We start from the raw sequence: 26,166 nt of genomic DNA, 5'->3' as shown, positions 1-26,166 counted from the left end.
GCGGTGAGAGCGACGTGATTGGCGGTAATTCCTCACCGCCGCATCCAACGGATCGTTAGACCAAGTGCCTTTGACGAGATTGGCCGCCGCCTACCTCCGCATCCGCTTCTGCAATCCCGAGTGGCGATCGACCACTAGAAAAGGATGTTGAATGCCACTCACCTTCTCGTGTCCTCCTCAACCATTTAGAATCCCGTTTCTTATTCGGAAAGTACACGTTTAGACAACCTACTGGGTGGACAAAGACAATGAGCGGTGACTGTGATTTTGGGCTGATTGGTTTGGCCGTGATGGGAGAGAATTTAGCTCTCAACGTTGAGAGCCGTGGCTACAAAGTCGCCGTTTACAACCGGACGACTAGCAAGGTCGACGAACTACTCGAGGGCCGGGCCAAGGGCAAGAATTTTGTCGGCACGCATAGCCTCGAAGACTTCGTCGCCGCCGTCGCTCGCCCACGCAAATTGATGATGCTCGTCAAAGCCGGCCCCGCCGTCGACGCGATCATCGATACCTTGATTCCCCTTTGTGACAAAGGCGACATCATCATCGACGGTGGTAACACCTATTACGTCGATACCGAAGAGCGAACCAAACGGGTCGAAGACGCGGGGCTGCTGTACGTCGGCGCTGGCGTTTCCGGTGGTGAAGAGGGCGCGTTGAAGGGCCCAAGTTTGATGCCCGGCGGCACCGAAGCAGCTTGGCCACACATCAAGGACATGTTCCAGTCGATCGCCGCCAAGGTTGGCCCGAACGACGATATTCCTTGTTGCGAGTGGGTCGGCCCTCGCGGTGCTGGACACTACGTCAAAATGGTTCACAACGGCATCGAGTACGGCGACATGCAGTTGATCTGCGAAGCCTACCAATTGCTGCATGAACTCGGCGATTTGACCAACGATGAGCTTTACGACGTGTTCGCAAATTGGAACGAAGGCGTCCTGCAAAGCTACCTGATCGAGATCACTCGAGACATTTTCAGTGCTAAGGATGACCAAGGTGGTGATGGTTACCTTGTCGATAAAATTCTCGATGTCGCCGGCGCCAAGGGTACAGGCAAATGGATGAGCCAACTCGCGCTCGACCTCGGCGTTCCGAGCACCCTTGTGACCACCGCCGTGTTCGCTCGTGGGCTGTCGGCGCAAAAAGACGCTCGGACCCGCGCCAGCAAGAAACTCAACGGCCCTTCGGCTTCGCATAACACTGAGATGTCGGAGCTCGCGAAGAAACTCGTCGGTGACAAACAAGCGTTCATCAAAGCCGTTCACGATGCACTCTACGCGTCGAAGATCGTCAGCTACGCACAAGGTTTCGTGCAACTGCAAGCCGCATCGGCCGAGCATAACTGGGGACTCGACTACGGCCAATCAGCGTTGCTGTGGCGCGGCGGTTGTATCATCCGGGCTCAATTCCTCGATCGCATCAAAGAAGCGTTCGGCGAGCAGCCAGATCTCGAAAACCTGCTGCTGTACCCGTACTTCGAAGAAGCCGTCGAGAACGCACAAAGCGGATGGCGTGCGGTTGTCTCCGCCGCGTCGCTGCTCGGCATCCCAGTGCCAGCATTCAGTGCCGCACTGAATTACTACGACGGTTATCGCCTCGAACGATTGCCGGCCAACCTGCTCCAAGCCCAACGCGATTACTTCGGTGCCCACACGTACCAACGCGTCGACCGCGAAGGAACGTTCCACAGCGAATGGCTCGATTTACGCAAGCAACCCTAGGCAACGGGTTGCCACTGCAAGCCAGATCGGTCGCTTCGTTCCCATTTGCTTTCCTAGGTGAGCGGGGTTCGTGCGGTCGATCGTCGCACTGGAGTGACAAAACCACGTAAATCGCTTGCTGCGAAAGGGCTGCGTCAATTTGGCTCAGGTTGGCGTAGCCACGTGTTTGGTTTTAATTGGGATGATGTATTTCGACGCATAAACGGCAGGCCCGTCGACAGCAGGCCAATGGCAGAGCGATCGCGTTTTCCCAAGAAACCAACACCGAAGTCCCACCGAAATGAAGGCTCCTCTCAATCCGTCTCAGGTCGATCTGTGGATATCGGGAGTCGCCCTGTTCCTGGCTCTCGCGTTGCTCGTTGCCTCCACCGTTGTCTGCGTTCATTCGAAGAGCAGCAAGGCTCGGTCCGACCAGGGGCAATTCAGCCAGCAAATGTTTCAGTAAGCCTCTGCTTAAATCTACCGGATGTGAATCATCACTGGGGCAGAGAGCAGTCCCGTCGTGCAGGTCTTGCTCTTAGAGATCCCACCGGTGCAGAACACCATCGCGAGCCCGAATACTCGCACGACAGCAACGCTGCCGATGGTTCTTGTTGCGTGTTTACGATGAATGTAAGTCGACGCCTTGTTCCATGGTTGCACCATCACGACCAGGTTCGGATAGCCTTCTGAATTGAGGTCATGCGCCGCGTACGGCAGCAACCGCTTGTAGATCCCTTCGCCGCGAGCCTCCTTCGCCACGTAGGCGCAATAAATTAACGCTTGCTCCTTTTCTAACTCGATTTGAAACCCGAGATCGGCTTCGTTGAACTGGCGGACGCCTCCCCAAACTCCGCCGATCGTTTTTCCCGGTTCGTCGGCTCGCGTGATCGCGTATCCGTAATGACCAACGGTTGTATCGACCGGGACCGAATTCCACGTGATCTTGCGCAGTTCATCTCGTTCGGCGGAATCGTCAACGCGTTTGATCGCGTATCGATCACACTCAGATTCGTCCCAACGCCGGTTCAGATGTTCAACGTTTAGGGCATAGACCGTGCCGACCGAAAAGCGAAAACACCATGCCGGGACAACGCGGTTGAACCCGATCTCAAGCGAGTGAAGAACGCCATGGCTTTTGAGTTTTTGAAGGAGCGACATCTTCAATGGCCGTTGACGGCAGGGGAAAATCTCCGTGTCGACGACACGACAAAGCTACAATTCGCTAAAGAATAGGCCACAAAACGGACACTGTCTAATTTTGCCGAAGTGCTTCTCGCGAGGTGTTTCCAGGCAAAGTCGGTACACTGTTTCGATTGGGCGTTTTTCCAGATTGACGTAACTGATATCGCCAGGCTTCGGGGGGCTGATTCTTGGCGGATCCAGTTCCAGTGAACAGGTGCGTCATCATTCGAACGATGCTATTCACTCCATTTCGAATCGTCCGCACGAAACTGTCTCTGAACCGTGGAATTTAAACACAATCGCAAGAGCGTCGATGTTCAAATCGGCACTGACGGCCGTGCCAGGTGTTGGTGGTGCGGCGACGATCAGGACTACCAACACTATCACGACACCGAATGGGGTGAACCGGTGGCCGATGATCGTCGCCTATTCGAAAAAGTCTGTCTCGAGGGATTTCAGTGCGGCCTCTCTTGGCTCACCATTCTCCGGCGACGCCCTGCTTTCCGAACCGCGTTCTTGGATTTTGATTTCGAAGCCGTCGCAGGTTACACCACCGCTGACGTCGATCGATTGGTTTGTGACAAATCGATCATTCGTCACCGAGGCAAAATCGAAGCATCGATCCACAACGCGTCACGGGCGATCGAAATGCGTGACACTGAAGGGTCTCTGGCGACGTTCTTCTGGCGTTTTGAGCCCGCCCGCTCTCACGTTCCGAAACGCCGTGGCGACATTCCCTCCGTGACGGACGAATCGAAAGCCTTGAGCCGTGAACTCAAGCGTCGAGGATGGAAATTTGTCGGTCCAACAACCTGCTACGCATTCATGCAATCGATGGGAATCGTTAACGATCATCTTCCGGGCTGCGCCGACCGCGAGCGAATCGAGATGTTGCGCATCGCGTTTCCTCGCCCCTAAACCGAAGCCGCTTCTTCAATCGGTTCGGGCGGCTGGGTCAGCCCGGCGATCATGATCCCAAAAAGCAGCCCAAGGCAACTGACGAGCACACCCGCCAGTTCGTGCGGCAGGACCCAGCCATAGGGTTCGAACCACGGTTCGAAGAACAATTCCCAACCCGTCACGAAGTGCAGCGTCCATACCGCAATCCCCCAGCCCATGGCATGCCACGCCGCCTGAGGAGGCAGGCTCTTCCAATGGATCCCGCACACGAAGGGGACAAACAAACTGACCAATGCCATCGAGTACGACGCCTGGACCAGCTCGTAGGCGCCTTGCCCGCTCCACGCGAGCGCCGCAGACACGGCTGTGACCGACGCGATCGCGATTCGCTGCAGTCGCAACTGATTGACCTGCGAGAGTGATTGCCCTCGGTAGCGTGTCAACGCGGGCTCGACCAAATTGTGTGCCATCACTGCAGCGGGGGCCATGACCGCGCTAACGATCGTCGACAACACCGCTGAGACGATCGCCAGAAAGAAGACCAGCAACAGCGTCGGATTGAGCAATTTGGCCGCGACGAGCACCACGACGCCATCCAGTTCTCCCGATTCACGCGGCAACAACAAGTGCGCCGCCATCCCGGTTCCCACGGGAAGTACGCCCATCAATAGATAGCCCGCCGCGGCAACGAGGCACGCTTTCACGGCCACCGAATCACTCTTGGCCGAAAAGATTCGCTGCATCAAATCCTGCATCGGCAAATTGCCTAACGCACCGATCGCCAACGCACTGACCGCAACCATTGTGTCTCGCCAAAACTTCTCAGGGTCCGCAATCCGCCATCGATGCTCGGCGATGTCCGTTCTCATCGTCGTGACGCCCGCGAGCATGTTTCCGTCGCCGAGATGTATCAAGATCGCGTACCCGAGCACAATCAATCCGACCAAAATCAACCCCATCTGGATCGCATCCGTCCAGGTGATCGTCCACATCCCGCCCAGCAGCGTGTAGCCCGTTCCGATCGTCGCCACGACGAAGATGCCGATGTCTTTCGGTAACCCAAAGAACACTTCGAGAATCTGAGCGAGCGCCACAAACTGCGCCGCCACCCATCCAAAATAGCTCGGCACAATGATCAACGACGCAATCGTTTCGGCTGCCTTTCCATAACGCTGACGAAAAAAATCCGACACCGTCAGAATCCCCATCCGCCACATCGGCCCGGCGATAAACAAACCGGCCAGCAACAAACAGAGTGCGATCCCCAAAGGGTCAAGCATGGCTTTTCGCAGCCCTTCGTTGCCCACTTCATCAGCCGTCGTCATCAACGATTCGGCGCCGAACCAAGTTGCGATGATCGTAATCGCCGCCAACGACGTCGGCAGTCGCCGGCCTGCCAAAACGAAGTCTTCAACATTGCGGATTTTCCGCCGGGCGATCCAGCCGATCAGATAAAGCCCCGCACAGTAGACGACCAACGCGGCCGCAAACACGCCATACATCCCATCGGGCAGATGAGTCGATTCGGACACGGGCATCAGGCAATTCCGACGCGGTAGGTGATGAAAGCAGCAACACTTTTTTGCGGCAGCAATTTAGCGAAACGCGGATTTCTAGCGACTATCAAAATTCGAAAAATGTCGCTTTTTTTCCACCCGCCTTAGCGGCCACTCCGCGACCAACCAGCCCTCATTTCGCCCCCGCCTCCGCAAATCAAGACTCGCCCAAACCGTCCTTCACCTGACAGTCTGTATCGACCGTGCGTCATGCCATGCCGCCCACCACTCCCGAACGCAATCCGGTTGCTCGGCCGCCCCGTCGCCATCGGCCGGCGGCAGCTTACCCAACCCAAACACGCTGACTTCGATCAAGATGGTCGGCCCGTCCTCCACGAGACCAAAGTGCACCTGGCAAGTCGCCGGGGTATCGCCAATCGTGAGTTGCATGGTGCCTGTCTCGAAAGAATCAGGACTGGCGACATCAACGCCCGCCAGCACCTTCAGCCGAGTCACGATCGCGGTCAGCATGCGAGACGGCACCTGCTCACGATCTACCATGACACCGTCGAGGACATACTTCACAAAAATTGCATCAGCGTTTGGCACCAAAACAACATGCGTCGCTCCTAGCTGAACCGCTTCCATCATGATCAGATTTACCAACCGTATCACCGGAGCGTCACCTGGCGTCAAAGTCCTCTTCGCCTTGCTGGGTCTTCGCGGACTCGGCGGCATATACACTGAAACCGGCAACGATTTTATCATGCAAATGTCTTCGTCTGCGAACTCAATTTCATTTTCCGACGGAGTAAAACCGACCGACGGCTCCGACGGCCAATCAAGTTCGGTATCGTCGTCTGTTTCAGTGAAATCAATGGCCGTGTCAGTGAATTCTTGAAGCATGCTGTCGGCGGACTCGCCTTCGACCTGACCGTAGTAGTGATTGATAGCATGCAGAATCGCATTCGGAGTCGCTAGCATTGTTTGAATATTACGGTTAAGTATGAATCGGAGTTTCTCAATCGTTTCCAAGTCAGACGGATTGCTCACTAGGATAGTTAACGTACTACCCGATTCGCTGATTGGCAGAACTCCATTTTCGCGAGCAACTGATTCGGGAATTAACTCGATCACCGTCATCGGGATCTGCGTGGTCCGCAAATCAACATACGGAATTTGAAATGCTTCGGCCGTGGTCTGGGCAATCTCCTCCGCTGATGCATATTCCAGTCGTACCAACGCGTCACCGGTATTCATTGACGTCGATTTGGCGAGTGCCTCCGCTTCCGAAAACTGGTCCAAACTGACGATCCCTTTCTGAACGATCAATTCATCAAACCGCGTAGGCAGAACGACACCATCCGATGCTTTGGATGATCGGATTGCGGGATGCGGTTTCATCGGTTGTGACGGTTCCGGTCGCGGTATCGCGAGTAATTGGTCTTGATGGATCGGCGAAGGCGTCAATGCCTGCCATCCTTCCGGATACTCCGCCGGTTGCTCGATCGCGTGCGGATTTCCGTGACGGTTAACTCGCTCGGAACGATCAACCGCGACAAACGCTGTGAAGCGTGACAAGACACGGGTTTCTATCGAACATTGGATAATGTCGTTTTGCATCGATCGGTTCGGGGCTGACTCGGCGGCGTACGCGTCCTCCATTTCACGCAGCATTGCCCGGCCCCACATCGAGTGCAGCAGGTTGACAGACCCATCCGGGAAGGCAACCGTTTCGGCTGCAATCGTTTGACACCAAGGCTTGCCGCTGGCCAGTCTCCCTTTCACCGTAATTTGAAGAGCAGACGAATCTGACGCTCGCCCGTATATCGACACGGGGCGTCCAGGGTACAGCATCGCATGCTTGGACGGGGCGAGGCGATCAATCGCTCCGGCATCAGTTCCCGCTTCGATATGCAAGTCGATGATGGAAGGTGATCCGATTTCGTCTCCAAATCGTTGCATGATTTCGTCTAATCGTGACTCCGACTCGGCGACCTCGCAGATCCCATTGGTGAACTTTGCGAGTCGTTGCAGCACACCTGCATTTACGGCGCGATCTATCCCCAGGCAAAACATGCGTGGACGATGCTGAGGCGGAAGTTGGTTCAACACCCTCAATAAGGAATCTTCACCGGTAACCTGACCATCGGTGACGAGAACAATAGCCGAAGACCGCAGTTCATCTCCGCCGGAAAGAAAAGGCTGCAGTCCCTGATCAATGGCCATGCCTAACTCAGTTCCACCGCGTGATTCGATACCGGCGAGCCAGCGTATCGCGTGATAGCGATTGGCATCTGTCGCAGTTTCCCATTGATCGACATGCGGTTGACGCGAACACGATTCGATTCGGTGGTCAAACGCAATGACTTGAAATCGATCCTTCGCTCCAAGGGTATCGACAAGGCGACTGATTCCCCGCCTAGCCGCGTTCATCTTCCACCCCGACATACTGCCACTGCGGTCCAACAAAAAAACGACGTCCTTGGGAAGTGTTGACTTCTCGACAGGAGGAATCACTTGCAGAGCAAACACACCACTTTCGCAATCCACCATCAGTGTTCCGATGAGCTTCGACGCGTCGAACGTCCCACGCAAAATGAAGTCGCGGTCGACCTTTTCTCCCGGTCGAATTCGAATTCGGCATGAGCGATCGGATTCCTCGTCATCACCGAGCGTTTCGACGGAAACCGCATGCAGGCTGCTGCGGAGTCGTGAGGGCCAATCCGATCGACCGTCCAAATCCCGCATCTGTGCCCCTGGCTCAATTTCTACTTCGATCGACAAGTCAACGGGGCTGGGGAATCCTGGTAACCAAGTTGCAGGCGTTACCATTGATGCATCGGGAACTTGATCGGTATCAGCGGATGTTCCACAGCCAACCGAAGTGCCCGGCAGCGCAAATCCTGACGTGTATCGAGGCGCGACGACGAGCGGCATGCGAAGAGTCCATTCGCCATGCGCCACCGCTAGGTTTCCGATCGTCTCGATCCGCACCTGGATGGCTTCCCCTGGAGGAATGTTGCCAACCTTCAAAGAAAACGTTTCACCGCGATTCTGTTCGAGTAATGCTGCACGATAACCTTGCTTGATAGCATGTTGATACTCTGATCGCGCCTGAGCACGTTCCTTCAACTCGGCACAAACCAATCGGTCGGCGACCCATATTTCGCACCCGACAACGGCCTGCTCTCCCTCAATCGGGAACACATAGGTCGCTTCGATACATTCATCGAATGGATTGTAAAACGTTTGCTTGATAGTTGTTTGCACCGCCAGCCCAACGACGCGACTTCGATAGGCAAGTTGCTTCAGCGGTAAATTGCCCACGTCAGTCTTTAGCGTCCCAACACCGTGATCGTCTTCATCGGAATCGACTTGTTCAATTCGCGGCAACGTGAAAGAGGTCATTGCAAAAGGCTCCAAAAAGAAAAGACGTCAAGACCCCGCATCGTGCCGAGGTGGTGACGGGGGATCGATCAATCCTTGGCGAACCAGTTCGCTGATCAAGGACTCTGCGGCCGACTGCAATCTTTGAAGTCGGGCAGCATCGACGACTTCAGCGGGAGCGGTCGTATCGATGGACATTTGGACTTGTGGGCGCAGCCGGATACACAGTGACTGAGCGACCCCCGTAACCGACTGGTCGCGATGTGGTGACCGCGGCCGCGTCGGTGTCGCCGCAGTGCGGCTCCAAAACTCCTCGCCCGATCGATCTGGCTGCGCGTCTACAGACGAGACCGAAATCGCTTCATGGTTCGCTTTTAACGGCGGTGCATCGAGGTAATCTTTCGCGTTTTCCCAAAAGTCAGTCGGCAACTTGGCCAGCGTCTTAAGACGCTTCGGCGGCAACGCGACGAGTCGCTCTTGGATATCTGACAGTGTTAGGTTTTCGGCTTGCAATCGCTTGATCGCAACCAATTGCATCACGTGTTTTGGGCCGTAGTATGCCGTGCGTCCTCGCATCTGCTTTGGTCGATCCACTAGTCCCAGTGTTGTGTAATAGCGAATCGTTCGAGTGTCTGGCACTGCCCGAACCCGAGCCGAAGCGGTGGGAACATAGTCCGCCTGCTTGAGCGCTAGAGCGACCAGAGTTCGCAAATCGGCAATGGGGAATGTAAGATCCATACCGTGATGGTAACACTGTTATATGACAGTGTCGAGCTTTTTCTTGCACGGAGACTGCTATCGTCTTCGCTCTGGGAATCTCCTCTTTGGCGACGACCTACCGATTTCCAAAGACTTGGCGTGGTGCCAATTCACGGTCAATCAGTTCGACGTTAGTTCACCGCGTGCACCCATGGGTGTGTCCCTCGTGGTGGTGGGCGAGACTGAGTGCGTCGGCAGTGCGATCGTGTCCGTAGGGAGCTCGTGTCCGTAGGGATAGTTAACGCGGGACCGGACGACATCGCCGGAGCAATTTGCAGACGGTTCGTCAGCAACCGCTACCCCACAGGCAAATCCACTGCAGAGACGTTGCCGGACGTATGTATGAAAGCAATCACAGGGGGCAGGCCACTGACATTGCTAAGAGTAAGGCAGGCCAGCAATACCAGCACGGAATCGTCTGCAATTCATCGCCGTCGATGATCTCGCCGATTCGCATCAAAGTCGCGGCATGGCGTTCTCGAGATCATTTGAAAACCATGTTTGTTTACCACGCCGAGCAACCAGCCACTCTGAGCGGTCATCGTGACGGGCATGTGATCAGCACCGTCGGACATCGCCGCCTATTCTTCGGGTGACAGACCTGTCCAACGGCGCTGGGATCAGAGACGAGCAGTTGCCACGTCGGGTCGCTGGGGAACGCGATCAATAACGAACAACTCTTCACCACAATGTTGCATTCATTTCACCATTTTGAAAACGGATGCGAAACCAGATTCGCGTTGTAATAGCGACGATCTTCGGTGACCTCTTCTCCCAACCAAGCAGGTCGTTCAAACGCTTGCCCCTCTTCGTTCAATTCGATTTCGGCGAGTGTTAGGCCCTCGTTGTCTCCAAAGAATTCATCGATTTCCCACACCATCCCTTCGTGCACCGTGCGGTACCGCCGTTTCTCGATTAGCGGCGGTTCGCAAAGTTCGTCGAGCATCTCTACCGCATCAGTGACGGGAATCTCATACTCGTATTCGCTTCGCTTGGATCCCTCGGTGATTCCTTTGATCGTTAAGAACGCCTTCTCGCCCGCGACACGAACGCGAACAGTCCGCTCCTTAACGGTGCTCAGGTATCCTTGCCGCAACAACGTGCTGTCGTCGCTGCGATAGCCCTGATCGATGACCAAAAATTTCCGTTCGATTTCGATGCCCATGGAGCATTCATTCCTGTCTGAAGGATGGTGTTGATAGGTTGCCTGTGCCGACCATATCACGGATGGAAATCAACACTCCGTAAACCATTGCTTTCCCGCACACGAACGAAGCCTGCGAGTCTCGCAAAACCGAGTAATCGAACTCCCGCGGGTGGGGATCGCGGCGTTAGGCGGTCCCATTGAATGATCGGTTTGCCGACATCAAATGAGTGTCGACTTAGCAGGTTACTTCACTAGCATACCTCGTCCATGGGGCGGGCCGAAATACGGTCGTCTGATCACGCAATCTTCATATCTACAGGGGGAATATTCGACGTTTGCTATGCTTCGGTGACACCGTCGATCCACCTCGATTGATTTCTCAAATCTCGCTCCCCGCTCACATGCGTATTCACCTGCCACCCGTCACCCCAGCATCACGATATCCCACTGTGCCCGCGTTTAACCATGCCGAGGGATGCCTTGCTTCGCACCGTCCTCCGATTTGAGTTGTCTAAGGAATGGATGCCTCCCCTCTCCTAATCGACTGGTCGTTGTCGAACCTCCTTGGAGGCATAGCGTCCAAAACCTGTGCGCATTTGTTCTTCATTGCTTGCGGTATCCACTAATACGCATCAACGGGTTCCCGAGAGTTCGCTTTACGGCGTACACACCGCCTATGTGTCTCCCGCCAACGCAATCACCAGCCTCCTTGCAAGCATTCGTGTCCCTTTTTGAAAAGAATCGATCAAACACACCACGATGGCGAGAGGTGAGAAGCCTCATCTAAACGCGAAAATAAACTGAAATATAGAAAAGATGAAAAAACCTTCGTTAGTTCGGTTCGTTTTCTACCCTACTCATCGCGCAGTGTCGGCGTTCGTGCCGCGTCTTGGAATCTTGGTTGACGACCATTTTTACACCGCAATACTTCGAATCAGACGACGATCACGTAATGATTGTCAACGCACAAGACTGACCTTCCGCCGCAGTACCAATCGAGTTAGCGGGAGAATTCATGAGTGCCACAACCTTCGATTTGAAGAAAGATAAAAAGGGATACCGATGCAGACAGGACTGTTGATCGACATGGACGGGGTGATCTACCGGGGAAGCCAATTGATCCCCGGCGCAGATCGCTTCATTCAAGCGCTCAAACGTGAACGAATCCCGTTTATGTTTTTGACTAACAATAGCCAACGCACCCGCCGCGATGTAGCTACCAAGCTCGAACGCATGGGCATTAAGGTTGGCGAAAAACACATATTCACTTGCGCGATCGCAACGGCGCAATATCTGGCCTCACGCAAACCTTCGGGAACCGCTTACGTGATCGGCGAAGGCGGACTGCTCCATGCGTTGCACCGCCACGGTTACTCGATCGTTGACCATACGCCTGACTTCGTCGTTGTCGGCGAAGGACGAACGATCACGCTCGACACCCTCGAACGTGCAGTGAATATGATCATGGATGGCGCCAAATTGATTGCCACCAATTTGGATCCAAATTGCCCGACGATTAACGGGACGCGTCCCGGATGTGGTGCCACGGTGGCGTACCTCGAGGCCGTCACTGGCATCAAGGCGTTCGGCGTTGGAAAGCCGAGTCCCATCATGATGCGGGCCGCACGCAAAGAACTCGGGTTGGCGACATCACAGACCGTGATGGTTGGTGACACGATGGACACCGATATCCTCGGTGGGGTTCAGATGGGATACCGTACAGTACTCACTCTGACCGGGACGACCAAAGCCGAAGACTTAGACAAATATGCCTTTGGCCCCGATGTCGTGATTGATTCGATCGCCGACATGGAAGATCCACTCAGCTTCCTGGCACACGCTCTCCCTCAAGGCAATCAAGAGGATGACACCGTCACCAGCCTTGCGGCGTGGCGTGAAAGTCAGCTCGCGTAACGACGGCCTCGGCTTCGTTTCGCCAATAAAAGGCAGCGCCGCTGATTAGGCGGCTTCGTTTCAGGCACACGCTCGTATCGCGAGATCGGTTCTCGCATTCGCCGCGTGTGCCTTTTGCATTGACCCAAGGTTGACTTTGACGATTACGGTATCCGTACCGCCTTTTCTGTGAACACCGATTAAACGGAGTGACAATACCGAAGAACTGTACAAACGACATCATTTCCAAACCGCTTCGCACCGGCGGGGCGCGACAAAAAGCGTTCTGCTGTTAGCGAGACTTCCGGAAGCTGCTGACGAGTTGCGTGTCACTCGAAAAAGTCGGTGACAAACTACTAGATTGGTCGATCGAAGAACATGAACGGCTCTACTAACGGACGACAATGTTACTTTCTCGCGGTATGCGTCGCAGCGAGCTGTCTCATCGCGAGCATCGGAGTCTCCGGAACGTCCTCTGCCGATTCGTTTGATCAACTGTTCGGAGACGACGGCTTATCGGAGTCGCTATCGTTGCTTCCCGAACACGGTGAATCCTCCACCGTGAGTGAGGACGCATCGCCTGACTCGAATTCACTCGATCTGACATCACTCGGCACGGATTCGTTTGATGCCGTGTCGGTGGCGTCCTGGCTGTCCGAATCCAACGGCACTACCGAGCCTGATGAGATTCAGTTAGCAGGTTGGCTGCCTCCGCAAATGCCGAAACGGACACAATTCTCCGTCGCGGGTTTCGAGTTCAATCCCTATGGCACGATCTGGTCGGACATGACCTATGCTTCGAGTCGAACCGTGCCGGGGCGGTTTACCTTGTGGATTGACTCGGAAGAATCGCAAGGCGAATCAGCGTTCGAGTTGGACGCTCGTCGCAGTCGCATTGGAGTCGACGTGATCGGTCCACCGATCGATCTGCTCGGTGGCTTTGAAAGCGCAGCAAAATTCGAAGTCGACTTTTTAGGTAACTTCACCACTGATAACCAACCCGACGTTCGGCTGCGTCACGTGTACTGGGAAGCGAAGAACGAGAACGCTCGTTTTCTCGTTGGCCAGACATGGGATGTCGTCTCTCCGTTGCTGCCCAACACGGTCAGTTTTCCCGTATTGTGGACGGCAGGGAACATTGGATTTCGGCGTAACCAGTTGCGATTCGAGCGATATTGCTCGCTCGGCGAAACCACATCGCTGACCTTGCAAGCTGCACTTGCTCAAAATGTGATTCAAGACTTCGCGACCGGTGCCAGTGCAACGGGTGTCACTCGCGAAACCGGTAATTGGCCCATGATTCAGGCTCGTGCGGCGCTCGAGTGCTCGAGCATCCAAGGGGGCGGGAAAACGATGGCGATTGGCACGTCGGGGCATATCGGCGATACCGGCTTTGACTTTTCCGCTGGTCATCCCGCCAACCCCACCCTCGCTGCCGAAGACGATGTCCGCATTCGAACCTGGTCCGCGAACATCGATGCGGTCATGCCACTGACTGAACGACTCAGTTGCCAAGGTGAATTTTTCATGGGATCCAACTTAAGCAACCTGCTCGGCGGCGCCGGACAGGGCGTTTGCCCGTGCCTTCGTGTTCCCATCCGGTCGATCGGCGGCTGGGGCGAAATTGAATATCGATGTGGTAAGAAAGTGACAACACACGTTGGTTGTTCGATCGACGATCCCAACGACAACGACAGCCTCATCGGGCGAACGAAGAACCAAGCGATCTACACCAACCTGTTCTATCAATTCAACGCCAATCTTACGACAGGCGTTGAGGTATCTCACCGACGCACCGAATACCACAACCGAACGAATGAACCCGGATACACGTTCGTCGATTCCCTGACGGAGCCCGGTGAAGCTGTACTGATCGAAGGCACGCTGCGTTATCGCTTTTAGGACGTTTCAAGTCCGTGAGTCGCAATTGCGTCTTGCTGGCACGATGCACCGAGTTGAGATGGTGACGGCACCAAGCAGAAATCGCAAATGCCAGACTCTCGGCCCGCTGCGATCGTGCGCCGCGGGCCGAGCGGACAGGCAATGTCCGAGGTCTAGAAGCTCGGAACGAGTTCAGCGTTCACGCCGAGGGTGCCATGGATTGCCGACGAACTGTGGTCCAAGAGGAATGGGCCAAGCTGCCGGTCGAAATGCAGCAACATGATTGTTTCGTCGGTTGGAGAAAACTTGCGTGGAGGCGTGAAGTTCGCTTGATAGACCTCGCCTTCTGAAATTTTCACTTCGTCGATCTTGCCGTCAAAAGGGCGTGTCGCCTCGCCGCCTTTGCCGGGATCGGCACCAATGTAAAGCGGCAAGCGATTCAATTTCCGTTTGCCGCTGCCAGGCTTCGAACTCACCATTTCGCCGTCGACGTATAGTCGCACTTCACTGCCATCGTAAACGCCTGCCAAATGTGTCCACCGCCCCGATGAGAGCACATCGGTGGCTCTCGCCGACACATATCGTCCGTTGAGATGCACGCTGAATTGCGGCACGCCTTCCTTCATAAAAAATGAAAATTCGCTGTCATGCATTTTGGCAACGATCGCTTGATCACCGGCAACCTGTTTCGGGTTCACCCACGCTTCCAATGTGAAAGGCCCTGCAGGCAGTGGAAGTTCAGATGACTCGATTCGGACCGCCGAGTGTCCGTCGCTAACCTTGAGGCAACGATTCTCTGCACCGTTGAAAAAGTTCGCTGGCAGTGCAGCCAGATTGACGTTCACAGGAGTCGACGTAGGCGGCAGACTGATTCGTGCGGACTCTCCGAGGTAATCTTTTGTAAAGATCAACCGCGGTATCGTGAGTACTGAATTGGTTTCCGCGTTGCGTTGGAACGCGATCTTGAGCTGCTTCGTTTCACCTGCGGCGATTGTGAAGTGATCATGGTCGAGCGATGTCAACCAATCTCGTGTTGCCGGATCGAACGACACCGTGAGGTCAATGCTGCGGGGTGAAGTGTTTGCGAGTTCGTAAACGACGACCCCCGACCCATTTCCATCGACACCCAATTGAACGCTGTTGCTGAGTTCTTTCGGGCGGATTGAGCGAGCGGCGTCGACCTCAGCCAAGAACTCGGGCGTGAAATCTGTTGGGTCGATCACGGCTCCTACCGGTAGCGCCGCAACGGTCACCGATTCCGGGCGAACGGTCACAACGTTCAAGTGATGCAGGTATCCGGCGCCAGGAATGTCCGCCGACAGATGCCCACCCGTTGTGGCCAAAGCGTAATAGGCGATCCCATCTTTGGGCCCGTCGAATCGCATGTGGTGAATGTGTCCCGCGAAAACTGCACTGACGTTTCCGGCTTCACGAAGCATTTCATGAACGACGTCCCAATTGCCACCTTCGTAACCGCCGCCGATCCAGCGTGGGTGGTGCAGGAAAACAAACACGTGATCGAGATCTTTATGCATCTCGAGCGATTGTTTTAGGAAGCTAAGCTGCTCGTCGCTCATCATTTGCAAACGACCTTCGCTGAAACTCTTTTCGTTCGTAACCGGATCTCCCTCGTCGCTGTAGAGCACGACGAAACCGGCGTTTTTGTGTTCGAAGGAGTACCACAACGGTCCAAAGTGTTCTTCGTAATTGGACTCGTGCTGGCCTTGCGGGGCTTCACCCTTGCCACGCCAATAAACGTCATGATTTCCGGCGACCGGGAACCATTTCATTTTCAACTTTTCCATGATGTCACGGTACTCCCGCATCTCCTGCATCCACTTCGGTGCCTCGTTGTACCCCTGGACGAGATCGCCGACTGTCATCACGAGATCCGGATCCAACAGGTTCGTATCCACAACCGCTTGCTCGAGAACTTTCAATCCGGCGGGCACGCCGCTGGTGCGGTCCCCATAGATAACGAAGTGAAACGCATCTTCATCAGTAGCCAATGGCAAGACACGAGAAGCACTGCGAGTGGTAAACGGCTTGTCCGACGGATCATGAGAGTGGTCGTGTGCGCCTTCGTGGGCACTCGCTTGACAATGCGCAGAGGCAACGATGAGGAGGGAGGCAGCGAGTCGCTGCAATAGGGAGGGGCGGTTCATGGAGTCCAAATTTGTTGGAGATAAACGGGCGAGTCACAATCCCGTCGCGTCGCGTCATTGACGCATCGGGAACAGGGGCAAGAACCTATCGTTCGTAAACGAGAATGCTGTTAAGAAAAGCAGCCCTCAGTGTTAATTTCTGATGTGTGTCCACTTTTGCGAAAACGAGGGTGCCGGCCAACTGCAGGACGGTCAACGCCATCTGAACGCAGAGTCATCGCCCTGTAGGTGGTTGCTCGGCCCCACTTCAAAAAACGCGTAAAACTTTTGGCCTAAAGGGACACACACCTTCATTGCTTTCACGTTAATGAGACCTGGGCCGATATTGAGAAGCCGCGTAATACCATTCACGCTTCCTTCACATGGCGTTTGCGGAAAACACGCAATCGATCGGTATTGTTTGCCGCGTTGAGCCCGTCACCGAATTTTGTGTTGGACCGTGCCGGGTGTTTGTCAAACCTATCCCTTCAAGGAGGACATGCGTGTCCATCGTCTCCCCAGTCACAAGAACTATTGAGTCCAAATCAACGCATCGCACGCCGATCCAACGTGTCGGCTTCACTCTGGTGGAGCTGTTGGTCGTGATTGCGATCATCGGCGTACTTGTCGGCCTGTTGTTGCCCGCAGTGCAAGCCGCTCGTGAAGCTGCACGACGGATGCAGTGCCAAAACAACATGAAGCAGTTCGGGTTGGCAATGCACAACCACATGGCTGCTTTTGAAGCGTTCCCACCAGGCAGTGTGAACTATGACGAGGCGGGCAACCGTTACAAAACCGGCGGCTGGCAGCACGGGCAAAATGAGATGGGATGGCACTGGTTGCCAATGCTGTTTCCGTACATGGAACAAACCGGAATGTGGGAGCGAGTGAATCAATGTGAAGATGACCGTGCCGATGATCATACGAGCAACCCGTGCGACCACTGCGAGTCGATTGATGCCCAAGGAAATTTGGGGCGTGAGCAGTTGACCGGATTCGACAAGTGCCCTTCGGCACCTTCGGATTACACGCAGTTCTCGGACAGCAGTTACGGCCTCGAGGCGTTAGCAAAAGGCAACAATTACGCCGCATGCTGGGGTTCAGGCGACATGCTCTCGTGGGAGCAGAAAGAAACACGCGGTGCGTTCGGCACCTACTATGTCGATCAGGACAAAATCATCACGACCGTCGGCAGTTCGACGACTGCGGGCGACCGTTTCCAAAACCGCAACGGAATGAAGAGCCGTGACTTCTTGGATGGTCTGAGCAACACCATGGCGATGAGCGAAATCATCTCCGGTGGTGGAGCCGATGACATTCGCGGTGTTTGGATGTCGCCAGCAATGGGGGCAACCATCTTCTCCGCGTACGCCAATCCGAACTCGAGTGAAAAAGACGTTCTGGCGGCCTGCGATGAAGACATCCTCGAAGATTCCAAGCCACGGTTGGCGTGTCTGGAAGAACGTGACACGGCTGCCGTCTATGCTGCCGCTCGTAGTCACCACGTTGGTGGTGTCAACGTCCTGATGGCAGACGGTGCGGTGCGATTCGTGACCGACTCGGTTGACAATCTCAATATCTGGCGTCCGATGAGCACGGCGCAGAACCACGAAGTCATTACCGAAGACTGAGCGTTCATTGCACCAATTATCCGACCGGAGAAAGATCATGAAATATCAAAAATTGTTTGCCTTCACGTTGGCGATTTGTACGTTGACGGGAATCGGTTGTGACTCATCGGAAAGCCTGAAGCCGACCGATGAGCAGAATGCGTTTGCCAGTGTCGCGGGATTAGGCGATTTGGCGGGCGACGAAGAATCATTCGCTAACGCATTCGTATCGGGATCAGTACCCGAGAATCGCAAAGACTATAGCGAACGCGGATACGAAGTCGCCGGAGAGGCAACGTTTGACGGCGATACCGTGACCGTGCCCGTCAAAATCTTCGGTGGCGTGCATGCCACCGGCAGTGGCGAAAAACGTAACGCGAAAGCCAGCACCGCTTCGGAAACGGAGAAAACCTGGACGCTGATTCGTGTCGACGACAAGTGGAAAATCAAAGACGCTCCACTTAGCTGATCCTTCCCCTTCAAGCGTTTTTCGACGTTCACACCCGTGGCGTCGAAAAACGCTCTCGTCTTCCGCGAGGACGATGAGACCACCATCGCCGTCTTGCCACACCTTTTCGTTTTCGTGCCGAAGAAGCCCGCAACCATTTCGCTTCCTCCCATCTCGATTCGCATCGTTATCGCGTCTGCACTTCTGGCCGGTATGGTCGCGTGGGCTGTCCTCAACGCGGCCTCCGTTTCGATTTCAAATCAAGAGTTCGTACGAAATTCGCCCCCGGGCGGCTCTGCGAATCGCACGAACCGACATGAAGTTCACGCGGTGAATCCCGATCGACGGTTGCGAGTCGAAAACCTACCTCCGCGTGCTCAACAATCGCTATTTGCTTGGCGCAATTTCGTTTCCAACACATTCGCTGGAGATCAGGCGTGTGCGGAATGCCACGCCGCCGAGTACGCCGCTCATCAGCGATCGGGACACTCACGCACATTGACACTCATGCCGCAATCGGATCTCGCGAGCACGTTATCCAACCAAGGAGTCTACAAGGACTCTCGACGTGAGCAGCAGTTTACATTCACTGCGACGGAAGACACGTTCGTTGTCCGAGATGATTCGAACGCGCCCGGAGTAGCGGTTCCGGTTACCTGGTTGCTCGGTTCGGGAACCCATGCACAAACACCGATCGCGGTGGATGAAATCACGCAAAAGGGCGTTGAATTGCGGTGGTCGTCGTTCCCCCGTCACGACGCCACCCGTCCCAGCGAAATTGGACTAACGCCCGACCATGAACGCTTCGACGACTTCCAACAAGGTTCGATTGAATGCTTTGGTCGGCCGTTGGACTCTTCCGACATTCGCGCCTGCCTCGGGTGTCACAGCACAGTGACCTCCCCACCATCGCTGCCGATTATGGAGTCGATGGTGATTGCAAACGTGGGCTGTGAACGGTGCCACGGTCCTCGGAAAGATCATGTGGATCTCGCCAACCAAGGACTCGCTGAACAAGCCAAGCCGAGGTTGAAATACGAAAACGCCGAATCGTACATGAATACGTGCGCGGCATGCCATCGGGATGAAACATCGGTCCACCCGTCGGCAACACCTGACGAACTAGCACGGTTCCAACCCTATGGAATCAAACGCAGTCGATGCTACTTAGAATCGCCGGGACATCTGACCTGTTCAACCTGCCACGACCCTCACGACACCGTTTCCCATGACCGGGCGAGTTCGATCGCACAATGCCAAAGGTGTCATGGCAACCCGGATCATGGTTCCGGATATTACAGGTCCGCCGATCACGATGCCGCCACATTCGCTGACGCTCCGCAGGCCGTTTGCACGCACGAGCCGACGGGAGACTGCATCGAGTGCCATATGCCAGCCGTGCCATGGTCGGAGGGCATCTCGTTTCATGACCATTGGATTCGCATTCCATGAGCGCAGCAATCACTTCCTCTCGAACCAACCAAGGTGGTTTTCTGTTTTCACCGGGAATCGATCTGTTCTTCGTGATCAATTGCTGCTGGCCGTTGATCCTGTTGGTAGACCGAGTGGGCGGCGTCACGACCCATCAAAGCCTCCTGTTCTGGCAAATCTATTTTGTGACCGCGCCCCATCGCTGGATCACACTAGCGTTGGTCGCAGTCGACCACCACAAGGGCCATGACCGCCGCCGTCAATTCATCGCGTTCGGAAGTGCCATCCTGATCGGATGCCTCTGCGTGAAGATGGGAACAGGATCGCTGCTGTGTTTGGGCGCGATCGACTACATCTGGAACGCGTGGCATTTCGCATCCCAGCATCATGGTGTGTTCCAAATCTATCAACGACGGTCGCAATCCAGCATGGGCGGAGCGAAAACGCGATTCGACAAATTTGTCTTTCGTGGATTCATGCTTTTTGTCATCGCACGCGTCGCAGGATGGGGATGGACCGCAGGACCATTTGAGCATTGGCACTGGGTTGCTTCGGTGGACTGGCTGGTCCTCATCATCCCGGTCGGTCTCGTTATACGGCAACTCGTCCGATACGCCCACGGATCCAATGCGAACCTCGCGAGCCTCACCTACCTGATCAGTGTGATGTCTCTTTTCACCGCGTTGCTGCTCGCGTCGCACTATGAAAACAGTCAGTGGGTCGTGCAGTTGGCGCTCGCCTCCGCAATCTTTCATTCATTGGAGTACATGTCGATTGTGACCTGGTCGATGAGTCGGTCAGGGGCGACGTCACAATCGGCAATACTCTCGCACCTCGCAACGGTGTGGGTGTCCTTTATGGCTATCTTCATTATCGTCATCGGGCTGGGTAACTATCTGCTTTCACGAGGTTATTTCGAGTTCTGGGTGTTTATCAATATCATCGTCGCGTTTTGGCACTATTGCTTTGACGGCATGATTTGGAAATCACGCAAACCGAAATCAACGTCCGCAAACGCGGTGGCAGCATGATCAAAGCGTCTTCGAGTCATCAATTCCGATGGCTGATCTTCGCCGCAATCACCATTGCCGCAGCGACGCTAACGTGCGGGCAACTGGCGACTCCGAGTGGCGTGACAAGACTCTTTGCGAGATGGGATGTCTTGATGGTTGCTCTTTTCGCGGCTGCCCCCGTCACGCTCATGATCGTGAGCCGTGTTGAATGTACGAATCGAAAGCAGAACGCGGTCGCATGTCTCGGCGTAATCATCGCCGCAGTCATCGTCTTGCAGCTTTCTTCGTCTCTCGAAATCATCAACCGGCACGGTCTCATCGTCGCCTCGCTGTCCCGGTCGACCGTCGCCTGTGCGGTGACGTTGGTGGTAGTCATGTTGACGCGTGTTATTGCAACCGCGTCCCAATCGCCTTTGTTTTTGGAAAGTTCCTGGGCAGCAAAATTGACGCTCATCTCGATCGCTCTCTTGGTTCCGGCGGCTTACGTGGATTCGGTAGCCGAGGGCAGCCGCATCGAGTTGGAAAAGGCGTTGCAGTCACGTCGATTTGCACTTGCGAAACAACACGCTGAAATGCTCATGCAACTGCATCCGAATACCGAAATCCAAGACCGACCTCTCGACGCACTCAGTGTGGAGCTCGACGCCCTGGTAAAAGATCTCGACTCGGCGACTCAGCATCCGTTGCCTCGTCGGCCGTCTTCATCCGAATTGGGCCAACGCGTCATGATCCTCATGCAATTGGACCGTAACGAGGAAGCCATACGACTGCTATCACCCCTCACGCATGGTCCTCGGTTCGAACCGATCAGTCTGGATTACCTTGGGCTCTGTTTTCAAAGGCTCGAACGTTTTGAGGAAAGTCTCCATGCCTACCAGGCCGCAGTGACGTACTGGAAATCGCAAGCGATGAACGAGCGTTCCCGAGCCAGTCTAGCGAGCGCATGGAAAGGAGTCGGGTTTGCTGCCCGACGTCTTAATCATCGACGTACCGAAGAGCACGCTTACCAACAACTCGTCGAGCTAGCACCAACCGCGGAAAACCACATGCTGTTGGCGCAGTGCTACCGGGAACATCAGAAGACTCGACTCGCTTCGGAACACACGACCCGAGCAGTTCAGCTCGCTCCAGAGATGCAGGCTCAATCCGATTCCATGCTGTCGTCCATGTCGACAGATCATTTCGGCTGTTGGCTCGTTCCGCGGCGCTGATCGGTATTGAGTGCTGTTCGGACTCACTCCCGCGAGCGACGCCGACATACGTTGGTTACTCGGCAAGGGAGTGTCGTTGCAGGCTGGCAGCCTGCTTTACGGCGTCGACGATTGCGTCGGCTCGTCGACAGACTGTTTTGGCGTCGCAAACACTGCCGTTCCGCTGCAGCAGATCATGAGCATCGAGTTTCCGAGCGATGAGTAGTCCATCTGCATTCCGACGATCGCGTTCCCGCCGAGCGATTTCGCCTGTCTCGCCATTTCGGCAATTGCGGTCGATCGACCGCGAGCAAGAACGGACTCGTATTGGTGCGAGCGACCGCCCGTAATATCGGTCAACGCCGCGAGAAAGTCACGCATCATATTCGCACCATAGATCGTTTCACCAAATACCGGGCCTACGTATCGGTCTATGTTGTGAGTGTGCAGCGACGGAGTCGTGCTGACGAGCAAATCGTTCGTCGGAAACTCGCTGCCCGGTTGAGTCCCCGGCCTGGGAGCTCTGCAGGTCCAACAGATGTTGAACCCCAGGTCGGTCTCACCGTTGCATTGAGGACATTTCCAAGGCATTGTTTGGGGCGGCTTGAGGTTTAGGCAACTGAAAAATCGTACGCCCAGCATATCTCATCGCCGCCGTTCGACGCCATGAGTCGTCACTCCCATAGCTCCAGACTTCCGCGATTCCGGACTTAGCGTCGCAGCCAACTCGTTCCATACGATGTTACCGGCGACACGATACTTCGTGGCGATGGCGTAACGACACCGCGGTAGTGCCGTCGGCGAACGGTATTTCCATAGAAGTGAAATGGGCGGTTCGGACGCTGCTCAATCGGAAGCGACTTGATCTGTTCCCGGTATTCTCCTGTCGCGATGATTACGGGCGACCAGCCTGGGGAGGCAGCCGAGGCGACGTCTGTGCTGGAGAAAACGAGGAGGAAGGCGGCGACGATTGCGAAGTTGACTGGTTTCATGTTCATTGTTTGTAAATGGCCGGCCTCATTCGAGGCTTCGTAAATCGATCAGACCGTCTGTTCTGGGATCGAGTTCGGGAAAGTCTACCTTGCCCAAACCCCCTACGGTATTGTGCTTCCCAACAGAGGTCACGGAAACTCTACGCCATGGCAAAACACGTGCCGAGTCAGCCGCATCACCTTGGGAAAAAATATTGAAGGTCACTCGACGCATCGGCAGAAGCCAGTACGGCCGCATTCCTGTCCGCTAAAATCCGATATGGGATCGGTTTACCACTTTGCCAGAGGGATGAGATGGGCGGAATGCATTCGCAGCGAAAATACATTGCGCACGCTATTGATTTGATTGCGTCCCAATGTGCGGTAGTGCTTGCCGTTTGCATTTGCAAGGCGGACGAGATCGACGCGGCACGACAATGGTCAACCGCCGATGGCCGATTCACGGTGACCGCTTCGATGATCGACTCCCCCAAGCCTGGTTCCAAATCGATCTCTTTGCGCCGCAAGGATACAGGCGTCACGATTCAGGTCCCCGTCGCGGTACTCTCTCAATCCGATCAAGATTACCTCCGCGAACGGATAACGCATACGTCGGAAAATGCCTCCGCAAAACACCTTCATTGCTCGGCCGGTAACTTTTAGGTAGCTCGTGCTCTCCCGAACCAAGTGCCCAACCAATCCCAATCTTCCGCCCCCGCCGGACTGGCGACATGCCAGTCGACGAAACTCGCGATTCTTTTTTTAAATCACTCATCGATATTCTCGTCGTCGCATAAGTCAAACGAGAGACCTTTCGAAACTCGCGTGAAGACGCGATCGGGTCAAAATTGTTGTTGGTCGTTCCGCCAAATCGCAGGTCCAGAGTGTCGAATCCGTCGCCACCGTTAAAACTGGCTCGACCAGCTTCGGATCGGATAGTACGCAGCGAATCGTTTCCGTTGCCAAGGTCGGCAAACAGCAAATCGGCAACTTTGGTCGTGCTGAAATTGACCGTATCGTTTCCGCCACGTGTGCGAACACTGATGTCGTCGGCACTACTATTGATCACGGTTACTGCGTCGTTGCCCGCACCGAGAGCGATGCCAATGTCGTCTCCCACTTTGGTCGATATTATCGTCGCTCGCACGTTGGACTGCGCAGTCGGGTCAGCCGTGATCCAAATGTCGTCTTGGACGAACACATTGTTGATCGATACAACTTCCGAGTCATCACGATTACCGCCCTCGGTATCGATCGACAAATCGCTAAATACGAAATTGTCGAGGACAACGTCGCGAACCTTCACTTCGTCACCTCCGTCACCTGTGCGAGTATCGATACTGTCGAGCGTTCGTATGCTGCTATTGATCAGCATTCGCTGAGGGATGATGAACGGCTTTTCTTTGCCGTTGATTGTCGTGATGCTGCCATCGCGTTTGAGACCTGTGATTTGGATAATTTCGTTGGAAAGTTGGCGAACTTGGACGGCGTTATCAGCATTGTCGCCGGTGATCCGCACGTCAAACTGTGTGCCGTTGGGCAACAGTTGAACGGACATATCGCCGGCCATCAGTTGACGAGTTTCGAGTCATTGCAGCGCGAGCTGCCGCTTTGCAAATTGAATAGACATTCGTTTGGCCCATATAAGAGATTCTGGAAACTGAGAATTTCACTGATCGATCAAGGCTGGTCGACGAAAGCCGATTGCCCATCAATCAGTCCTTAGTCCAAGCGGAAAACGTTCTGATTTGCTACTGGCGATCAAAAAGTTGTCGCCGCGTTTTACTCGTTCAATTGGTTTCGTTTGTCGTCGATCCACGAATGTGGGTTCTGATCCGAAAAGGTGACTTGCCGCGTGGTATAAATCGTTCGATTGTGTGTCAACCGCGACTGCGGGCACATTGCTCTGTTAACTCACAATCCGGCCATGAGACTCGTGGGCTTTGCAATCAAGCAACCGTGCTGCTGGAATCCGATCAATGCTGAATAACCTGAATCTCGATGACAACCGTATGAAGCTTTGCGTTCTTCTCGTTCTGTTGGTTGCCACAACGAGCACCTCCGCCCAATCGCAGAACACCGCTCGTGATCGTCAACGGATGACACACCTTCGACAATTGTCGAACGCATTGATACCTCTTCATCAAAAGATGCGACCGGTTCAGCCGGGAGATTGGCTCGCATCGCATGACGAAAAAGGCCAGACCTTCACTCGGTACGTGCGATCGAATCCGATAACACTCACCGCGACGCGAAACGTCCTCTATGTGTTGCCAATGGGCGAGTTCGACGAGGCGCGTCTCAAGATTGTTGAGTTGAGTGCCGAGTTTCTTTCGATCTACTTCAATTGTCGTGTTGAGACCTTGGATTCGTTGGCGATTGATGACGTAATCCCGGTGGGTGCCCGACGCGTTCATCCGGAATGGGGAATGCCCCAAATCCGGTCGACCTACGTGCTCGAAAAGATGTTGCCTGCGCGGGTACCGAAAGACGCCGTCGCGTTGATTTGTTTTACGACTTCCGATTTGTATCCCGACGACGATTGGAATTTTGTATTCGGGCAGGCTACGTATCGTGAACGCGTTGGCGTTTGGTCGCTCTACCGAAATGGCGATCCCGAATCCAACTTTCAACTCTGTTTGAAGCGGACGTTACGAATCGCAACTCACGAGACCGGACACATGTTTTCGGTCTCACATTGCACGGCCTACGAATGCAACATGTGCGGATCCAACAGTCTTTCCGAATCCGACCGGCGACCGTTGTACCTTTGCCCTAATTGTGTCGCCAAAATCATCTGGTCAACCAACAGTGACCCGGTCGAACGATTCGAGAAACTGCTCGATTTTTGTCAGAAACATGAACTCGACGACGAAGCCGAGTACTACGCCAACGCGTTGAAAGCGACGCGGCGCTGAGTATTCTCGTTCAAAGGACCGAGCGTTTGAGTCCATCAAACGCACGCCGCGGCAGAAGATCATTCGTTTGACTTTATCGCGTCACCACAT

20 protein-coding genes and 1 pseudogene are annotated in these 26,166 nt (G+C 54.8%); 12 read left to right on the top strand and 9 right to left on the bottom strand.

All coding sequences use genetic code 11. The features are described from left to right. Positions 1-248: 248 nt before the first annotated feature. Complete coding sequence (gene gnd / locus FHS27_RS23095) at positions 249-1,721, top strand: decarboxylating NADP(+)-dependent phosphogluconate dehydrogenase (RefSeq protein WP_184307440.1); 1,473 nt, start codon at positions 249-251, stop codon at positions 1,719-1,721. Positions 1,722-2,001: 280 nt separating this feature from the next. Continuing rightward, positions 2,002-2,166 carry a hypothetical protein gene (locus FHS27_RS23090; RefSeq protein ID WP_184307438.1) on the top strand — a complete coding sequence of 55 codons (165 nt, stop codon included), beginning with the start codon at positions 2,002-2,004 and terminating at the stop codon, positions 2,164-2,166. Between the two features lie 14 nt (positions 2,167-2,180). Here the strand turns inward: FHS27_RS23090 and FHS27_RS23085 are convergent, their stop codons facing one another. Then, positions 2,181-2,861 (bottom strand): GNAT family N-acetyltransferase, encoded by a 681-nt coding sequence (locus tag FHS27_RS23085; RefSeq protein WP_184307436.1) that lies wholly within the window; start codon positions 2,859-2,861, stop codon positions 2,181-2,183. A gap of 306 nt (positions 2,862-3,167) precedes the next feature. Between FHS27_RS23085 and FHS27_RS23080 the strand changes: the two genes are divergently transcribed. Beyond that, positions 3,168-3,803, top strand: a complete 636-nt coding sequence (locus FHS27_RS23080) for a DNA-3-methyladenine glycosylase I (protein ID WP_184307434.1) — start codon at positions 3,168-3,170, stop codon at positions 3,801-3,803. Here FHS27_RS23080 and FHS27_RS23075 read toward each other — a convergent pair. The 4 genes from FHS27_RS23075 to FHS27_RS23060 all read right to left on the bottom strand — a co-directional run bounded on the left by FHS27_RS23075 (position 3,800) and on the right by FHS27_RS23060 (position 10,595). Then, positions 3,800-5,323, bottom strand: a complete 1,524-nt coding sequence (locus FHS27_RS23075; RefSeq protein WP_184307432.1) for a sodium:solute symporter family protein — start codon at positions 5,321-5,323, stop codon at positions 3,800-3,802. The genes FHS27_RS23080 and FHS27_RS23075 overlap by 4 nt on opposite strands. A 198-nt stretch (positions 5,324-5,521) precedes the next feature. Next, entirely contained in the window at positions 5,522-8,692 is a 3,171-nt protein-coding gene (locus tag FHS27_RS23070; protein ID WP_184307430.1) for an ATPase, T2SS/T4P/T4SS family, read from the bottom strand. 27 nt (positions 8,693-8,719) lie between these two features. Continuing rightward, positions 8,720-9,409: a helix-turn-helix domain-containing protein gene (locus tag FHS27_RS23065; RefSeq protein WP_184307428.1), complete on the bottom strand. Its 690-nt coding sequence runs from the start codon at positions 9,407-9,409 to the stop codon at positions 8,720-8,722. A 724-nt stretch (positions 9,410-10,133) separates the two neighbouring features. Beyond that, entirely contained in the window at positions 10,134-10,595 is a 462-nt protein-coding gene (locus FHS27_RS23060; protein ID WP_184307426.1) for a CYTH domain-containing protein, read from the bottom strand. Positions 10,596-11,639: 1,044 nt separating this feature from the next. Here FHS27_RS23060 and FHS27_RS23055 point away from each other — a divergent pair. Both FHS27_RS23055 and FHS27_RS23050 read left to right on the top strand, forming a co-directional pair. After that, complete coding sequence (locus FHS27_RS23055) at positions 11,640-12,491, top strand: HAD-IIA family hydrolase (protein WP_184307424.1); 852 nt, start codon at positions 11,640-11,642, stop codon at positions 12,489-12,491. A 357-nt stretch (positions 12,492-12,848) separates the two neighbouring features. Further along, positions 12,849-14,372, top strand: coding sequence for a hypothetical protein (locus FHS27_RS23050; RefSeq protein WP_184307422.1), 1,524 nt, complete (start codon positions 12,849-12,851; stop codon positions 14,370-14,372). A 152-nt stretch (positions 14,373-14,524) separates the two neighbouring features. Here the strand turns inward: FHS27_RS23050 and FHS27_RS23045 are convergent, their stop codons facing one another. After that, entirely contained in the window at positions 14,525-16,516 is a 1,992-nt protein-coding gene (locus FHS27_RS23045; RefSeq protein ID WP_184307420.1) for a LamG-like jellyroll fold domain-containing protein, read from the bottom strand. 488 nt (positions 16,517-17,004) lie between these two features. Between FHS27_RS23045 and FHS27_RS23040 the strand changes: the two genes are divergently transcribed. The 5 genes from FHS27_RS23040 to FHS27_RS23020 are packed head-to-tail and all read left to right on the top strand — an operon-like array spanning position 17,005 to position 22,208. Continuing rightward, complete coding sequence (locus tag FHS27_RS23040) at positions 17,005-18,126, top strand: DUF1559 family PulG-like putative transporter (RefSeq protein WP_449224080.1); 1,122 nt, start codon at positions 17,005-17,007, stop codon at positions 18,124-18,126. Positions 18,127-18,163: 37 nt separating this feature from the next. Continuing rightward, positions 18,164-18,574, top strand: a complete 411-nt coding sequence (locus tag FHS27_RS23035) for a hypothetical protein (protein WP_009102132.1) — start codon at positions 18,164-18,166, stop codon at positions 18,572-18,574. 36 nt (positions 18,575-18,610) lie between these two features. After that, positions 18,611-20,005 carry a multiheme c-type cytochrome gene (locus tag FHS27_RS23030; protein WP_184307418.1) on the top strand — a complete coding sequence of 465 codons (1,395 nt, stop codon included), beginning with the start codon at positions 18,611-18,613 and terminating at the stop codon, positions 20,003-20,005. Continuing rightward, positions 20,002-21,015 carry a hypothetical protein gene (locus FHS27_RS23025; RefSeq protein WP_184307416.1) on the top strand — a complete coding sequence of 338 codons (1,014 nt, stop codon included), beginning with the start codon at positions 20,002-20,004 and terminating at the stop codon, positions 21,013-21,015. Before FHS27_RS23030 ends, FHS27_RS23025 begins: the two co-directional genes overlap by 4 nt. Beyond that, positions 20,964-22,208 carry a hypothetical protein gene (locus tag FHS27_RS23020; protein WP_246420650.1) on the top strand — a complete coding sequence of 415 codons (1,245 nt, stop codon included), beginning with the start codon at positions 20,964-20,966 and terminating at the stop codon, positions 22,206-22,208. The genes FHS27_RS23025 and FHS27_RS23020 overlap by 52 nt, the downstream gene beginning before the upstream one ends. 96 nt (positions 22,209-22,304) lie before the next feature. On the opposite strand, the gene FHS27_RS23015 is transcribed toward FHS27_RS23020, so the two are convergent. Together FHS27_RS23015 and FHS27_RS23010 are read right to left on the bottom strand one after the other, a co-directional pair. Then, positions 22,305-22,778, bottom strand: coding sequence for a YbjQ family protein (locus FHS27_RS23015; protein ID WP_390854324.1), 474 nt, complete (start codon positions 22,776-22,778; stop codon positions 22,305-22,307). Between the two features lie 119 nt (positions 22,779-22,897). Next, complete coding sequence (locus FHS27_RS23010; protein ID WP_144059229.1) at positions 22,898-23,179, bottom strand: hypothetical protein; 282 nt, start codon at positions 23,177-23,179, stop codon at positions 22,898-22,900. 294 nt (positions 23,180-23,473) lie between these two features. Here FHS27_RS23010 and FHS27_RS31715 point away from each other — a divergent pair. Then, positions 23,474-23,695: pseudogene (locus FHS27_RS31715) on the top strand (hypothetical protein); the annotation flags it as partial. Between the two features lies 1 nt (position 23,696). Here FHS27_RS31715 and FHS27_RS31195 read toward each other — a convergent pair. Next, complete coding sequence (locus tag FHS27_RS31195) at positions 23,697-24,716, bottom strand: hypothetical protein (RefSeq protein WP_246420648.1); 1,020 nt, start codon at positions 24,714-24,716, stop codon at positions 23,697-23,699. Positions 24,717-25,137: 421 nt separating this feature from the next. Here FHS27_RS31195 and FHS27_RS23000 point away from each other — a divergent pair, with 421 nt between their 5' ends. Further along, positions 25,138-26,076, top strand: a complete 939-nt coding sequence (locus tag FHS27_RS23000; RefSeq protein WP_184307412.1) for an archaemetzincin — start codon at positions 25,138-25,140, stop codon at positions 26,074-26,076. The last annotated feature ends 90 nt before the right edge of the window (positions 26,077-26,166 follow it).

Source organism: Aporhodopirellula rubra, assembly GCF_014192335.1.
GTDB classification, from domain to species: domain Bacteria; phylum Planctomycetota; class Planctomycetia; order Pirellulales; family Pirellulaceae; genus Rhodopirellula; species Rhodopirellula rubra.
Note: the sequence above shows the minus strand (reverse complement) of the source record. Positions and strands in the feature narration are given on the sequence as shown.